The sequence below is a fragment of the Mycobacterium sp. MOTT36Y genome (assembly GCF_000262165.1).
Lineage (GTDB): Bacteria > Actinomycetota > Actinomycetes > Mycobacteriales > Mycobacteriaceae > Mycobacterium > Mycobacterium intracellulare.
This window is the reverse complement of sequence record NC_017904.1, coordinates 5,598,670-5,613,626: the sequence shown is the minus strand read 5'-3', so window position 1 is coordinate 5,613,626 and position 14,957 is coordinate 5,598,670. Positions and strand designations below refer to the sequence as shown.

Below are 14,957 nucleotides of genomic sequence, written 5' to 3'. Positions count from 1 at the left end.
TCCCGGGTCGAAGTACAACTCACGCTTGGCGACGAAACGGCTGTCCACATAGTTATACACAGGTGTGGACAGGGTGGTCGTCTGCAAGCCACAACCTACCGGCGACGGCTCGCGATCTCCGCGCTGGAAGAAAACCCAAAAAGGTTGTCTAGGCAGCTAGTCGATCCACCATCCTCGCTTCGTTGTCGAGCGCTGTTTCAGTCTAAAACGACTTTGGCAGAAGCTAACAGTTTTCCGTGCGGCTGCCAACCGTTCCGCTGCATTCCAATCGGGTCGCTTAGGGTGGGTGGGGCCTTGGTTCGGGTCGTTATCGTAGTCACGTCGCAGCCGAGTGTGATCGGAACGGAAAATCTTGCGCCGGGTCCGCGCGGCGGCGTTGCGGCAGGCCAGGTTTGACCAGGCGAGGGCTCGTCAGTACCCTCAAACAGTCGCCCGAAAGTCGGCGATACGGCTGCGACCCGGAACCACCCGGGGACCGCGCCGGCCAGCAGCAGCAAGACCACCTCCGGTCGGACCGCAGACGAGCCCGAAGCGAACCGTCTGAGCGGCCGGATGGCAAACAACGAGGAGAACGTCGTGGCCAAGGGCAAGCGGACCTTCCAGCCGAATAACCGGCGCCGAGCCCGCGTGCATGGCTTCCGCTTGCGGATGCGCACTCGTGCCGGACGCGCGATCGTGTCCGGTCGGCGCCGCAAGGGCCGCCGCGCGCTATCTGCCTGATCGCGGGTCAGGTCTTTCGGCGGTGCTTCCCGCACGCAACCGCATGACGCGGTCAATTGAGTTTGACGCGACGGTGAAGCACGGGATCCGCATGGCACAGCCCGACATCGTCGTGCACTTCCGGCGCGAAACCGACTGCGGCGACGCGACGGCGCCCCACGTCGGACTCGTTGTCGGCAAGCCCGTCGGGTCGGCGGTGGAACGTCACCGGGTCGCCCGCCGGCTGCGACATGTGGCCCGCACGATTCTCGGTGACCTTCAGGAGTCCGACCGGCTGGTGATCCGGGCGCTGCCCAGTAGCCGGACCGCGTCGTCGGCCCGGTTGGAACAGGAACTGCGGCGGTGTTTGCGACGGATGCCGGCGACGGGGATCGCACCGTGACCCGACGCTCTGCGGTGCGTGCGTTCGCCCACACCGTTGGACGGTCCGTGGTGCGGGGATTGATTTTCCTCATCCAGCTCTATCGGCATATGGTGTCGCCGCTGCGCCCGGCGACCTGTCGCTTCGTTCCGACCTGCAGCCAGTACGCGGTCGATGCGCTGAACGAGTACGGGTTGATCCGGGGGAGCTGGTTGGCTGCGGTCAGGCTCGCCAAGTGCGGACCATGGCACGAGGGCGGATGGGATCCGATACCGGATCGCCCCGGCTGCCAAGGGGATTGCCAAGACGCCAGCGACGCTCGGGCGGTCCGAGCGACGCGAGGGGAGAGTGAGTCTTTTGTCGTTTGACCTTTTCAGCCTCGACTTCGTCTACTACCCGGTGTCGTGGATCATGTGGGTTTGGTACAAGCTGTTCGCCTCCATGCTGGGGCCGTCGAACTTCTTCGCCTGGGCGCTGTCGGTGATGTTCTTGGTCTTCAGCCTGCGCGCGTTGCTCTATAAGCCCTTCGTGCGACAGATCCGGACCACGCGCCAGATGCAGGAGTTGCAACCGCAGATCAAGGCGCTGCAGAAGAAGTACGGCAAGGACCGGCAGCGCATGGCGCTCGAGATGCAGAAGCTGCAGCGCGAACACGGCTTCAACCCGATTCTCGGCTGCCTGCCGATGCTGGCGCAGATCCCGGTGTTCATCGGTCTGTATCACGTGTTGCGCTCGTTCAACCGGACTACCGGTGGGTTCGGGCAGCCGCACCTGTCGGTGGCCGAGAACCGGCTCACCGGAAACTACGTCTTCACCCCGACGGACGTCGCGCATTTCCTGGACGCCAACTTGTTCGGCGCACCGATCGGCGCGTTCATGACGCAGCGCACGGGCCTGGACGCGTTCACCGTTTTCAGCCGGCCGGCCGTGATCGCCGTGGGGCTGCCGGTGATGATCCTGGCCGGGGTGGCGACGTACTTCAACAGTCGGGCATCGGTGGCGAGGCAGAGCCCGGAGGCGGCGGCCAACCCGCAGACCGCGATGATGAACAAGCTTGCGCTGTATGTGTTTCCGCTCGGCGTGGTGGTCGGTGGGCCGTTCCTTCCGCTGGCGATCATCTTGTACTGGTTCGCCAACAACATCTGGACCTTCGGGCAGCAGCACTACGTCTTCGGGATGATCGAGAAAGAAGACGAAGCCAAGAAGCAGGAAGCGATCGCGCGCCGGGCGGCCAACGCGCCGGCTCCCGGAGCGAAGCCGAAGCGCACACCGAAGGCGGCAGCGCCGGGCGGGAACGGTTCGGCGAAGGCCGGTGGGGATACCGAGGGGTCCGGTTCGGCGGAGGCGGAGTCCGATGGCGCCGACGGGCAGGCGCCCGAAGCCACCGACACCCCGAGCAATCGCACCCCGCGTCCGGGCGCGCGACCGAAGAAACGCAAACGCTGATACGGCGGACAAGCTACCGGGGCGACCCTGGGCAGGGCGGCCCCAACCGGGCTCAGACCCATGGATGAGGGAGAGAAAGACATGACAGACGCCGACACCACCGAGCGCGACGTGGACACGGAACTCGAGACCCAAGCGGCGGCCGAGGACACCGTCCAGGGTGACGCCGAGGAGGGCGACGACCTGGAGGAGCGGTTGGTCGCCGAGGGCGAGATCGCCGGCGACTACCTCGAGGAGTTGTTGGACCTCTTGGACTTCGACGGCGACATCGACCTGGACGTCGAGGGGAGCCGGGCCGTCGTGAGCATCGATGGCGGCGACGACTTGAACAAGTTGGTCGGCCGCGGCGGCGAGGTGCTCGACGCGCTGCAGGAGCTCACCCGGTTGGCGGTGCACCAGAAGACCGGCGTGCGGAGTCGGTTGATGCTCGACATCGCGAGTTGGCGTCGGCGCCGGCGCGAAGAGTTGGCGGCGCTGGGCGACAAGGTGGCGCGGCGGGTGCTCGAGTCGGGGGAGCGCGAAGAGTTGGCACCGATGACACCCTTCGAACGGAAGATCGTGCACGACGCCGTCGCGGCGGTTCCCGGAGTCCACAGCGAGAGCGAGGGCGTCGAGCCGTCGCGCCGCGTGGTCGTGCTGCACGACTGACTCCCAGAGTTACAGCGGTGTAGTTCGTCTGGTCCGGAGGGCGGCCGAAGGTTGAAAGTGCACGCGCCAACTCGAGGATGTTTCACGTGAAACATGGCGGCCCGGCCGGAGCCGCGGGGGAGTGCGCGGGCTCGCGCCCGGGCATCGGCGCCGCTCCGGATTCGGCGGCCGCCGCCTTCGGCGAGCGCCTCGGAATCGCGCAACGGTACGCCACCCTCCTTGCGGGTGCTGGCGTGGAGCGCGGGCTGCTGGGGCCGCGGGAAGTCGACCGGATCTGGGACCGCCACATATTGAACAGCGCCGCGGTCGCCGAACTCCTCGGCGCGGGCGAGCGCGTCATCGACATCGGCAGCGGGGCGGGCTTGCCCGGGATACCGTTGGCGATCGCACGGCCCGATCTAGAGGTCGTGTTGCTCGAGCCGCTCCTGCGACGCAGCGAATTTCTCAACGAGGTTGTCGACGAACTAGGGTTAACCGTCGAGGTGGTTCGCGGCCGCGCGGAAGAACCGGGGGTGCGTGACCGGTTCGGGTCGAGGGATGCGGCGGTATCACGAGCGGTTGCGGCGTTGGACAAACTGACGAAGTGGAGCATGCCGTTGCTACGCCCAGACGGTCGGATGCTGGCCATCAAGGGGGAGCGGGCGTCCGAGGAAGTTGAACAATTCCGGCGTGTGATGGCAGCATCGGGCGCCGCTGATGTCAGGGTGGTGACATGTGGCGCGAACTATTTGCGTCCCCCCGCAACCGTGGTTTCAGCGCGACGCGGGCAGCCGCCGCACCGCAAGTCGGCACGGACCGGGAAGGCCCGAACGCGATGACTTTTCCAGAAGACAGGCCGGTGACGGCACAGCCGCCCGAGGCCGCCCCGAAGACGGCTCCCGCGCCGGCGCCCCCGGCCGAGCCGGCGGCCGCACCGGCCGCACAGCCGAATGTTTCACGTGAAACAAGCGCCGAATACGACACCCCGATCGGCGCGGCCGCCGAACGGGCGATGCGGGTCCTGCACACCACGTATCCGCCGCTGCGCCGGCCGGCCCGGCGCCGCGTCTTCACCGTCGCGAACCAGAAGGGCGGCGTGGGCAAGACGACCACGGCGGTCAACCTCGCCGCGGCCCTCGCGCTCCAAGGCCTCAAGACCCTCGTCATCGACCTCGACCCCCAGGGCAACGCGAGCACGGCGCTGGGCATCACCGACCGGAAGTCGGGGACGCCGTCGTCGTACGAGGTGTTGTTGGGTGAGGTCTCCGTCCACGATGCCCTGCGGCAGAGCCCGCACAACGACCGGCTGTTCTGCATCCCCGCGACCATCGACCTGGCGGGCGCCGAGATCGAATTGGTGAGCATGGTTGCGCGCGAGAATCGGTTGCGTACCGCTTTGGCCGACCTCGACAGCCTCGACTTCGATTGCGTCTTCATCGATTGCCCGCCGTCGCTCGGCCTGCTGACCATCAACGCGCTCGTCGCCGCACCGGAAGTCATGATCCCTATCCAGTGCGAGTACTACGCCCTCGAGGGCGTCTCGCAGCTGATGCGCAACATCGAGATGGTCAAGGCCCACCTCAACCCGAAGCTCGAGGTGAGCACCGTGGTGCTGACCATGTACGACGGCCGCACCAAGCTGGCGGACCAGGTCGCCGAGGAGGTGCGCCGCTACTTCGGGGCCAAGGTGCTGCGGACGGTGATTCCGCGCAGCGTGAAGGTTTCCGAGGCGCCGGGCTACAGCATGACCATCATCGATTACGACCCCGGTTCCCGCGGGGCGATGAGCTACCTCGACGCGAGCCGCGAACTCGCCGAGCGCGATTGACCACCATCCGTGAAGGGACGACCATGACGCAGCCGTTACGCAAAAAGGGTGGCCTCGGCCGGGGCCTGGCTTCGCTAATTCCGACCGGTCCCGCGGAAGGTGATTCCGGTCCGGCGACCCTCGGCCCCCGGATGGGGGACGCGGCCGCCGACGTCTTGATCGGCGGACCGGCGCCGCAGGACGCGTCGGCAACCGCTTCCATGGGGGCGGTCTACCGCGAGATCGCGCCGGCCGATATCGAGCGCAACCCCCGTCAGCCCCGTCAGGTCTTCGACGAGGAAGCGCTGGCGGAACTGGTGCACTCCATCCGCGAGTTCGGGCTCTTGCAGCCGATCGTGGTGCGGGCCGTCAAGGATTCGGCCAGCGGTGCGCGCTACCAGATCGTGATGGGGGAGCGGCGCTGGCGGGCGGCCCAGGAGGCCGGGCTGGCGACCATCCCCGCGATCGTGCGCGAGACCGGCGACGACGATCTGCTGCGCGACGCCCTGTTGGAAAACATCCACCGCGTGCAGCTGAACCCCTTGGAAGAGGCGGCCGCCTACCAGCAGCTGCTCGACGAGTTCGGGGTCACCCACGATGAACTGGCGGCCCGCATCGGGCGGTCGCGGCCGTTGATCACCAACATGATCCGGTTGCTCAAGCTGCCGATCGCGGTGCAGCGGCGTGTGGCCGCCGGGGTCCTGTCCGCCGGTCATGCCCGCGCACTGCTGTCCCTGGAGGCCGGTCCCGAGGCCCAAGAGGAACTGGCCACCCGCATCGTCGCGGAGGGATTGTCGGTGCGGGCCACGGAGGAGGCGGTCACGCTGGCCAACCGGTCCGGCACGACCGCGCCGACGCCCCCGCGGCGCAAGCCGATCCAGATGCCCGGCCTGCAAGATGTCGCCGACCGGCTCTCGACCGCCTTCGATACCCGAGTGACGGTCAGCCTGGGCAAACGTAAGGGCAAGATCGTCGTCGAGTTCGGGTCGGTGGACGACCTACAGCGAATCATCGAGGTCATGTCCCCGCCGAAGGCCTGAGCTAGGACACGGTGTAATTACGTCACTGTGACACTGGGGCCGACGCGGCGAGAAATTTCCGCGCCCCGATGCCGAGGTTTGGCGAAACAGCATGGGTAGCAACGACTTTCGATGATCGACCGCCCGCGACCGCGTTATGGCGGCGGTTCGGGCGCCCCGACGCGTGTGGCCGGGCTAAAGCTGGCCCGATCACGACTACCTCTCCTATCCTGGAGGGGTTGTCGGTGCAGATGGCTGCCGTACCGCACAGGAGCAGGAGGCTAGTGTCCGCTCGAATCATGCCGCTGCGGCTCGAGGCCTTCGAGCAGCTTCCCAAGCACGCGCGCCGGTGCGTGTTCTGGGAAGTCGATCCGGCGACCCTCGGCAACCAGGATCACCTCACCGATCCCGAATTCGAAAAAGAAGCGTGGCTGTCCATGGTCATGCTGGAGTGGGGTTCATGCGGTCAGGTGGCGACCGCGATCCCCGACGAGCGAAGCCAGGCCGAGCCGCCGTGCCTGGGCTATGTGTTCTACGCGCCGCCACGGGCGGTGCCGAGGGCTCAACGATTTCCGACCGGCCCGGTGTCCGCGGACGCGGTGATGTTGACGTCGATGGGCATCGAACCCGGCCCCGCCGCCGACGACCTGCCGCACGGCTTGATCGCCCGGGTCATCGACGAGTTGGTGCGACGCGGCGTGCGGGCGCTCGAGGCGTTCGGCCGCACCCCGGCGGCGTCGGAATTACAGGATCCGCGACTGGTGGGTCCCGATGTGCAGGCGGTGTTGGAGGCCGTCGGCGATTGCTCGGTAGAGCGCTGTGTGATGGACGCGGAATTCTTGAAAGACGCGGGATTCGTTGTGGTGGCGCCACATACGTATTTCCCGCGACTGCGGCTCGAGCTCGACAAGGGCCTGGGATGGAAGGCCGAAGTCGAGGCGGCCCTGGAACGTCTGCTGGAAAGCGCGCATCTGGAGCAGCCGGTCGGGGCCGGCTCCACGGCGGGGAATGCGTTGGGACCACCCTGGGTGGTTGAGGGGCTACGAACCGCCCAGCTGGCTGGTGCGCTCCACCGACAATTCGTGGGCCAGTAGCTCGGCGAAAGTGAATGTGCCCGTGGGCCGGTCGTTCTTGCCCAGCAGGTAGAGCCGCTTGACCGCGGCGAGGATTCCCTCGGCGATGGCATCGCGGGTCTGGGTAGAGACCAGCATGGCGCGGTCGCGCGGGTTGGTGATGTATCCGATGTCGACCTGGACCGTCGGCATGCGGGTCAGACGCAGCAGATCCCACGTCCGGCCGTGCGTGCGACAATCCCGTAAACCGGTGCGTGCCACCACTTCTCGCTGAATGAAGTCGGCCAGATTGCGTCCGATGGTGGACACCGAACCATGGGAGTTGCCGAAGTGAAAGGACGCCACCCCGTTGGCCGCGGCGCTGAGCTGACTTTCGCAGCGCAGGCTGATCATCAGGTCGGCGCCGACATTGTTGGCGGTGGCCGCACGCTCGGCGTCCGAGGGGCTGCTGTTGACCGGACGGGACAGAAAGGTCTCCATCCCGATGGCGGTCATCCGGCCCTCAAGTCGACTCGCCAAGTCCCACAACACATCCGCTTCGCTGACCGGACCGGACGCACCGTGCACGATCAGGCCGTGATCCGCACCGCCGCGGCCCGGATCGATGATGATGCGCTTGCCCGACAGCTTGGGACCCGAACGGCGCACCAGTTCTTCTTCGCGAAGCGCGTGGGGCGATCCGCCGGTGACCCGTGAACTCAGAAAGTACAAGGAGCGCAACGTTTCCGGGCCGCAGATACCGTCGGCCGACAGCCCGTACTCACGCTGATACGACATCAAAGCGTTGTGTGTCTGCAACCCGAAATAGCCGTCGACCAGGCCGGTGTAAAAGCCGAGATCCTGCAGCCGTGCCTGCAGCGTGGCGACGTCGTCACCGAAGAGGGGCGCGCCGAATTGGTGATACAACGTGCGCGCGCCCAGTCGGTACGACGCCTCCTTGAGCGCGCGGTAGGTGGCCTCGCCGACAATGCCGTCCACGAGCAGCCCGCGATGCTGTTGGAAAGCGCGAACTGCCTGGTCAAGTTCGGCGTCGAAGAGTTCCAGGGCCACGTGCCGGCCGGTAGTGAGATCCTCGTCGTCGGAGCCGTCCAGCATCCCCAATGAGGCGAGGGTGGCCCGGATCTCGGTCACAGCGGCGCTGCGGTCACCACAGCGCAGCGCGTCGCCGTATTCGCGGCGCGGACTCGACATACCAAGGGCCCTCCGGGACAAACTGACACGCTCATAGATGGGCAACAGCTAACCGTATTGTCGCAGACGGTTCGCGAATTCCAGAAAACCCCAGGCTATGCGCCGGGGCGTGGTGCGACGATCGAATCGATTAGCTGAGGCCGGGGACCGCGTCAGAAAGCTCGCGCAGCAGCGCCGCCTTGCCCTTGGCGCCGACGATCCGCTTCACCGGCTGGCCGTCCTTGAACAAGATCATGGTGGGGATGGAGACGACCTGGAAGTTCTGGGCGGTTTCGGGGTTGGCGTCCACGTCGAGCTTGGCGACGGTGAGGTGATCGCTGCGCTCGCCGGCGATCTCCTCGAGGACCGGCGCCACCATTTTGCAGGGTCCGCACCATGTGGCCCAAAAGTCCACTAGCACAGGCTTATTGCTGGACAGCACCTCGGTTGAAAATGATGCGTCCGAGACTTCTATTGTGGCCCCGGCCTTTTCGGCATCGGTCATTGTGGTGCTCCAATCAATGTGTCGGTACTGCCCGGAAATTCGGTTGCGTCGCCCTGGGCGGCGGCGCTGGACTCTTCGTGGTCGGCGAGCCAGCGTTCGGCATCGATGGCGGCCGAACAGCCGCTGCCCGCGGCGGTGACGGCCTGGCGGTAGGTGCGATCCACCAGATCCCCGGCGGCGAACACCCCCTCGATCGAGGTACCGGTGGTGCGGCCCTGGACCAACACGTACCCGTCGGGGTCGGTGTCGAGCACCTCGCGCACCAACTCCGAACGCGGGTCATGCCCGATCGCCACGAACACCCCGCTCACCGCCAACGTCGAGGACGCACCGCTCACCGTGTCACGCAACCGCAACCCCGTCACCGTGTCGGTGCCCTCCACCGCCTCGACCGCCTTATTGGTCAGGAAAGTGATCTTGTCGTTGGCCCTCGCGCGCTCCAACATGATCCGCGACGCCCGAAACTCCTCACGGCGATGCACCACCGTCACACTGCGGGCAAACCGGGTCAAAAACGTGGCCTCCTCCATCGCCGAATCCCCACCACCGATCACCGCGATGTCTTGATCCTTGAAAAAGAACCCATCACAGGTCGCACACGAAGACACCCCACGCCCCAACAACTCCTGCTCACCGGGCACCCCCAAATAGCGGGCCGCCGCACCCATCGCCAAAATCACCGCCCGCCCGCGCACGGTCTCACCCTCGCTGGTGGTCACCGACTTCACCGCGCCCTCCAGCGACACCGATTCGACGTCTTCCATCCGCAGATCAGCACCAAACCGCAACGCCTGCTCACGCATCTGATCCATCAACTCCGGACCCATGATCCCGTCACGAAAACCCGGATAATTCTCCACCTCGGTCGTCGTCATCAACGCCCCACCAAACGACGTCCCCTCAAACACCACCGGCGCCAACTGCGCCCGCGCCGCATACAACGCCGCGGTATACCCAGCAGGACCCGAACCAATAATGATCACGTCATGCACAGTGTCGGCGGTCATGAAAACCTTTCGAGCGATCGTCTCTGGACCCGTATAAACGCCAGCGTAGGTACGGCTGTTCCCGGGAGTTCGCAACAGCGGGGGCACCGCCCATGGCACCACATTAGGGGCGCGGCACCTGGGTATTGGCCAACAGCCCGGTATCGGCGGCGCTGCAATTTGGTGAAACGACGTAGACGGCCAGGACGTGCGGGCTGTCGCCGGGTATCACCAGAACGACGCCGGGGCGCGCGTTGACCTCGACCGGGCGCGCGCCCAGCACCTGTGTGGCCGCCGGATAGCCGAGGCCGGTGAGGCAGGAGGCGCGCCGGGCGGGGTCGCTGAGCGTGCCTCCGGAGGAGCCGAAGTCGGGTGCGCGGTCGAGCAGGCCGAGGATTTCGTCCGCGGAGAGCGGGACCTCCATCGGCGGCGTCGACACCGTGATGTGCTGGACGTCACCCGGGGTGCTCGGGGCGGGTTCGGGAGCGTGCAGGAGCGCGACCGTGCCGAAGCCGATCGCGGCCAGCGCGGCGCACAGACCGGCGACCGCCGCGATGAGGCGCGCCGGCCGTAGACGCGGGCGTGCGGAGTGGGCGGCCCGTCCGGGTGGGGGCTCCGCGGATCGCAGGGCCGCCGAGATCCGGGCGGCGACGCCCGGGGGCGGGTCCGGTGCGCAGGCCGGGTCGGCGCCCACGGCGGCGAGATCGCGGCGGACACGGTTCAGCGCGGCGAGCACGCCCGCGGCCTGCGGATCGGCGCGGACCTGCCGGCGGACCCGGGCGGCGGCCTCGTCGTCGAGCGCGCCGGCCTGCAGATCGGCGAGCAGTTCGACGGTCAGCGGCGGGTCCGATTCCGCGCTGCGGTGATCCGCCCCGTCGTTGTCCGCCGCATCCATCGGACCCAGTGTCCGTCATGCGCCGGCGGATGGCCACGGATAGGCCCGCGCGGCGACCTGTCAGGCCTGGCCGGTAGCGCCCTCCGGTGCGGCGTGGGCACCGGCGTTGAGGTAGCCGAGTAGTTCGGCGAGGCGGCCGCGGCCGCGAGCACACCGGCTCTTGATCGTGCCCTCGGCGACGCCGAGCAGCCTGGCGGTGTCGGCCACCGAGTAGCCCTGCATATCGACGGCCACCACCGCGGCCCGTTGCTCGACGGGAAGGCGCATCAAGGCGCGCTGCACCGCCATCGTCGTCTCGACCTGGGCGGTCCGATCCGCGACCGGGTAGACGTCCTCCAGCGGAACGGTCGGGTGGGCCTTGGTGCGGCGCAGCCGGTCCAGGCAGGCGTTGACCACGATGCGGTGCAGCCAGCTGCCGACGGCGGCGTCGTGCCGGAACGCGCCGGCGCCGCGGTGCGCGGATAGCATGGCGTCTTGCAGCGCGTCTTCGGCATCCTCGGGGGTGCGAGTGGTGAGCCGGGCAAGCCGGTGCAGGTGGCGCTGGTGACGCAGGAAGAGCTCGCTGAAGGCGTAGCGGTCACCGGCCACATGGGCTGCCAGCAGCTCGGCGTCACTGCGGTCCCGCTTGACGTTTCCCCCGAAGCCCACGGGCGGACATTAACTAATCCCGTATCGGGCGGCACTTCACTCGGGAGCGGTGGTGTGAGTGTGTGGAACGCGCGCGGATCAGGACGCGGCCTGGACCGTGATCTCGAAAAAGCCGGCCTGGCTCTTGCCGTTCGTGGTTCCCAGCGTGGAGATCCAGACCAGCAGGTTCGACGTCGGCGAACCGGCTCTGACCGGGATGACGTTGTGGCCGGGCTTGAGCGTGAAGGCCTGAGCCAGCAGCTTGGTGTCGTTGAGGGAGGCCGGGGCCGACGAGGAGGCCGCCCGGATCTCGACCTTGGTCCCCGAGCTGGGCGTGTCGATGGTGACCTGGCCGACGACGGTGGGATTGGGCAGTTGCAGGATCAGGCCCTCGCCCTGCTTGAAACTGGGGAAGGGCACGGCGTCGGTGTAGACCTCGGTGGCCCAGGCGGTGGAAGGGTCGCCGTCGATCGCCTGTCCGGCCGTGCCCGGGTTGTCGACCTCGCCGTCGGGGGAGTAGACGCTCGCCCGGGTGGGTTTCACGACGCTGCCGGCGGCCGCGGACGCGGTGGTCGACGATGACGCCGACGCGGACGACGAGGGGCCGTTCAGCCCGAGTTCGTCCTTGTTGAGGCCACCGCCGACGTTGCCGAAGATCTTGCTCACCACCGACGCCAGCACCAGCAGGGCCACCACGATGACGGCCAGGCCGGCGCCCGCGCCGATGAGCAGGTTGCGCCGCCGGCGCGCGAAGGTCGCCTGCTCCTGACCGGGCGAGATGAGCGCCGTCGACGGCGAGGGGGAATCGTCGATCGGGCCGAGCACCTCGGTGCGGTCGGCGACCGCGGTGGCCTGCTGAAGGAGGTTCAAAAGCGTTGAGGCGCTGCGTATTCCGCCGTCCTCCTGGACCGCCCGGACGGCGACCGCGGAGATCTGGAACGGGATGTCGCGGTCGACGGCCATGGGTTCGACGGGATTGCCCGAGGAGTCGCGTTCGGCCGGCGCGAGCCCGCTGCGCACCCCGCTCTCCCGCAAGGGCCACCGATTGACCAGGAGGGCATAGAGCGCGGCGCCGATGCCGCGGATGTCGTCTTGGGGGTTGGCGTCGGGCATGGTCGCCGGGTAGGCCAGCACGACGTCGCCTTCGATGCTGACCCGCACGCGGCTGGGGTGGTCGATCGACAGCGCGACGCCGGCGCGATGTGCCGCGTCGGCGGCGGCGGCCAGCGATTGCATGGCCCGCACCGCGCCCACCGGTGAGGGCGCGGTGTCGGCGACCTCCTGCAGCGAGCCGCCCCGGATCCACTCGGAGACCACGAGGCCGCCGGAGCCGGTGTGCACCACGTCGAGCACGCGGGCGATGCCGGGTTTGTCGATGCGGCTAAGCCGCAGCGTGCGGGACAGGATCTCCTGCAGCACCTCGTCGGGCAGCGCGCCGTCCGGGTCGACGAACGTCAGCGCCACCTGCCGGTCCAGCGCGGTGTCCAGCGCCTGCCAGAACTGCAGCGGCGGCGCGCCGCCGTGGAACACCAGCAACCGGTACCGGCCGCCGGCGATCCGGGCGCCGGGAACCAGGTGGACGTCGTCGCCCGGCGAGTCCGCGGCGCGCTCGCGGGGCGCGTCGAAAGAGGCCGGGCCGCGCCGGGTTTCGCCACCGATGTCGCCGTTGGCGGGTTCGGGCGGGCGGGACGTCGAGCGTTGCGGCTCGTCGGCGGGGATGCCGGGCTGGAAGTCGTCGGCGACCGGCCGCGAAGTCCCTGACCCTGTGCCGGGGCCGGCGCTGGATGCGGGGCTCTCCATCGGTCGGTCGGTCACCTCCGGTCCTTTCGCTAGCCGGGCTCGGTTTGCCCGCTCCGGAGGCCTGCGCCGGATCGGCTCCTGGACCGCATTGACCCCAGGCGGGGACGAATTCCTCTGCTCAGGGTACGTGACCGGGCGCCGGTGAGACGATCGATCCGCTGGCTTCGGTCTGCGGGGCCGCGGCCCCCGGCCGGTGATGCGGAACCGCAGGGCGTCCAACGCGGCCTGCGCTTCGGGGACCTGCGCGCGGAGCATGACCGTGGCCGTGATCGGCAGCATGATGAGCCCCAGCACGAAGAGGCGGACCAGAGAGCCGGCGCCGCCGTGCTCGGTCAGCCCGTCGAGCCCGAACAGCCGATCCGCGACGTGCGCGGTCAGGCCGGCCAGCATGGATGCGGTGAGGGTCACCAGGATCGTGCGCACCTCGGCGACGCCGATCAGGTGGCCGCCCGCGGGCAACAGCGCGCGTCGCAGCAACAGGTAGCCGACGAGAGCGCCGGCGAGAAAGCCGACACCGTTGGCCATCCCCAGGAAACCGGCTACCAGCTTGGGGTCGTCGGTGAGGTGGGGCGCCAGCACCGAGCCGAGGATCTTGACCGCGGTGATGACGAGGATGATCACGATCGGCGTCCAGGGCTGTTCGCGCGCGTAGAACACCCTCAGCTGCAAGAGCACCAGGCCGTAGGGGATGAGCGTGAACGCCGAGAGCGCGATCGCGGCGCCCAGGTATCCGGCGTCGACGTTGCCGAAATGACCGTAGGCGAACAGCGCGCTGCCCATCGCGGGGCCGCCGACGGTCATGAAGGCCACGATCGGGATCAGCGTGATCAACGTCAGCCGGGTGGCCAGCGACAGGTCGGCGAGCACGGCTTTGGTGTCGTCGGCGGCCGCGTTGCGGCTCAGCCGCGGCATCACCACCGTCAGCACCGTCACCCCGATCATGCCGAACGGCAGCATCAGGACCATCCACGTGTAGTTGTAGATCGCGGGCCCGGATGCCGCCGCGGTGCTGGCGATCTGGTTGCCGACCACCAGGCCGAGCTGGCTGATCAGCACGTAGAGCACCATCGCGGCTGCCATGGTGCCGAATCGTTTGAGGCGTGCGTCGATGCCCCACAGCGGGCGCAGGTCGATGCGTTGCCGGCGCAGCGCGACCAGCAGCATCCCGGTTTGCGCGAAGACGCCGAGCGTGGTGCCGATGGCGAGCACCAGCAGCTTGGCGTTGCCCATCCGCACGGGATCGACCGACAGCTCACCGGGGACGGCCGCATAGATCGCCAGGGTGGCCAGCGCCACGACGTTGTTGACGACGGGCGCCCACGCGGTGGGCCCAAACACGTTGCGGGTGTTGAGGATCGCCATGAACACCGAGGTGAGTCCGTAGGCGAGGACCTGCGGGAGAAGCAGGTAGGCGAAGGCGACGGTCAGGGGCTCGTTGACTTGCGGGTCGCGACCCAGCATCAGCCGCACCAGCAGCGGGGCGGCCAGCACCGAGACCGCGGTGGCGAAGACCAGCAGCGCCGTCGTCAGCGTGACCAGGCGCCGCACGAACGCAGCCCCGCCGTCGGGGTCGCCCTGCTCGGCGCGCGCGAGCACCGGCACGAAGATCGCGGTGAACGTCGCCTCCAGGACGAGCGCCGCCACCAGGTTGGGCAGTTGATTGGCCACCGAGAACGCGCTGGACAACGCGGCGCCCAGGATCGCGGCGAGCAGCACCACCCGGGCGAAGCCGGTGAGCCGGCTGATCAATGTCGCGAAGGCCATCGCCCAGGACCGCGACACCAGCGCGGCGTCCGACAGTTCCGGGCGTCGACGATCGATCCCGGCGGGCACGGGCGGCAGCGGCCCGGTCGGCGGCGAGCCCTGCATCGGGGAACGGCGCGGCGGCTGTGGCGGGCGGTGGTGGTGCGAGGGGGCCTGC

General features: G+C 68.2%; 15 protein-coding genes. 9 read left to right on the top strand and 6 right to left on the bottom strand.

Translation table 11 applies throughout. From position 1 onward, the window contains the following. Positions 1-576 precede the first annotated feature (576 nt). The 9 genes from rpmH to W7S_RS25645 all read left to right on the top strand — a co-directional run bounded on the left by rpmH (position 577) and on the right by W7S_RS25645 (position 7,074). The gene (gene rpmH / locus W7S_RS26635; protein ID WP_003874369.1) at positions 577-720 is read left to right on the top strand and encodes a 50S ribosomal protein L34; all 144 of its coding nucleotides are present in this window, start codon (positions 577-579) and stop codon (positions 718-720) included. Between the two features lie 22 nt (positions 721-742). Next, positions 743-1,102: a ribonuclease P protein component gene (rnpA, locus tag W7S_RS25680; protein ID WP_081490146.1), complete on the top strand. Its 360-nt coding sequence runs from the start codon at positions 743-745 to the stop codon at positions 1,100-1,102. Then, the gene (gene yidD / locus W7S_RS26630) at positions 1,099-1,449 is read left to right on the top strand and encodes a membrane protein insertion efficiency factor YidD (RefSeq protein WP_085976467.1); all 351 of its coding nucleotides are present in this window, start codon (positions 1,099-1,101) and stop codon (positions 1,447-1,449) included. The genes rnpA and yidD overlap by 4 nt, the downstream gene beginning before the upstream one ends. Continuing rightward, entirely contained in the window at positions 1,430-2,527 is a 1,098-nt protein-coding gene (gene yidC, locus W7S_RS25670; protein WP_036429710.1) for a membrane protein insertase YidC, read from the top strand. The genes yidD and yidC overlap by 20 nt, the downstream gene beginning before the upstream one ends. An 81-nt stretch (positions 2,528-2,608) precedes the next feature. Further along, entirely contained in the window at positions 2,609-3,175 is a 567-nt protein-coding gene (locus tag W7S_RS25665; RefSeq protein WP_008262485.1) for a R3H domain-containing nucleic acid-binding protein, read from the top strand. 77 nt (positions 3,176-3,252) lie between these two features. After that, positions 3,253-3,993: a 16S rRNA (guanine(527)-N(7))-methyltransferase RsmG gene (gene rsmG, locus W7S_RS25660; protein ID WP_008262484.1), complete on the top strand. Its 741-nt coding sequence runs from the start codon at positions 3,253-3,255 to the stop codon at positions 3,991-3,993. Next, complete coding sequence (locus tag W7S_RS25655) at positions 3,990-4,982, top strand: ParA family protein (RefSeq protein ID WP_369751709.1); 993 nt, start codon at positions 3,990-3,992, stop codon at positions 4,980-4,982. The genes rsmG and W7S_RS25655 overlap by 4 nt, the downstream gene beginning before the upstream one ends. A 23-nt stretch (positions 4,983-5,005) precedes the next feature. Beyond that, the gene (locus W7S_RS25650; protein WP_008262478.1) at positions 5,006-6,001 is read left to right on the top strand and encodes a ParB/RepB/Spo0J family partition protein; all 996 of its coding nucleotides are present in this window, start codon (positions 5,006-5,008) and stop codon (positions 5,999-6,001) included. A 263-nt stretch (positions 6,002-6,264) separates the two neighbouring features. Beyond that, positions 6,265-7,074 carry an acetyltransferase gene (locus tag W7S_RS25645; protein WP_230487539.1) on the top strand — a complete coding sequence of 270 codons (810 nt, stop codon included), beginning with the start codon at positions 6,265-6,267 and terminating at the stop codon, positions 7,072-7,074. Here the strand turns inward: W7S_RS25645 and W7S_RS25640 are convergent. The 6 genes from W7S_RS25640 to W7S_RS25615 form a co-directional block, all read right to left on the bottom strand. Then, entirely contained in the window at positions 7,021-8,244 is a 1,224-nt protein-coding gene (locus W7S_RS25640; protein ID WP_008262474.1) for an N-acetylmuramoyl-L-alanine amidase, read from the bottom strand. The genes W7S_RS25645 and W7S_RS25640 overlap by 54 nt on opposite strands. Before the next feature lie 130 nt (positions 8,245-8,374). Further along, a complete protein-coding gene (gene trxA, locus W7S_RS25635) occupies positions 8,375-8,728 on the bottom strand; it encodes a thioredoxin (protein ID WP_008262471.1) in 354 nt (117 codons plus the stop codon). Continuing rightward, on the bottom strand, positions 8,725-9,735 hold the full coding sequence (gene trxB / locus W7S_RS25630; protein ID WP_008262469.1) for a thioredoxin-disulfide reductase: 1,011 nt from the start codon (positions 9,733-9,735) through the stop codon (positions 8,725-8,727). Before trxB ends, trxA begins: the two co-directional genes overlap by 4 nt. 103 nt (positions 9,736-9,838) lie before the next feature. Further along, the gene (locus W7S_RS25625; RefSeq protein ID WP_008262468.1) at positions 9,839-10,609 is read right to left on the bottom strand and encodes a hypothetical protein; all 771 of its coding nucleotides are present in this window, start codon (positions 10,607-10,609) and stop codon (positions 9,839-9,841) included. Positions 10,610-10,669: 60 nt separating this feature from the next. Further along, positions 10,670-11,257, bottom strand: coding sequence for an RNA polymerase sigma factor SigM (gene sigM, locus W7S_RS25620; RefSeq protein ID WP_008262466.1), 588 nt, complete (start codon positions 11,255-11,257; stop codon positions 10,670-10,672). Between the two features lie 78 nt (positions 11,258-11,335). Beyond that, on the bottom strand, positions 11,336-14,905 hold the full coding sequence (locus W7S_RS25615) for a murein biosynthesis integral membrane protein MurJ (RefSeq protein WP_036429862.1): 3,570 nt from the start codon (positions 14,903-14,905) through the stop codon (positions 11,336-11,338). Between the last annotated feature and the right edge of the window lie 52 nt (positions 14,906-14,957).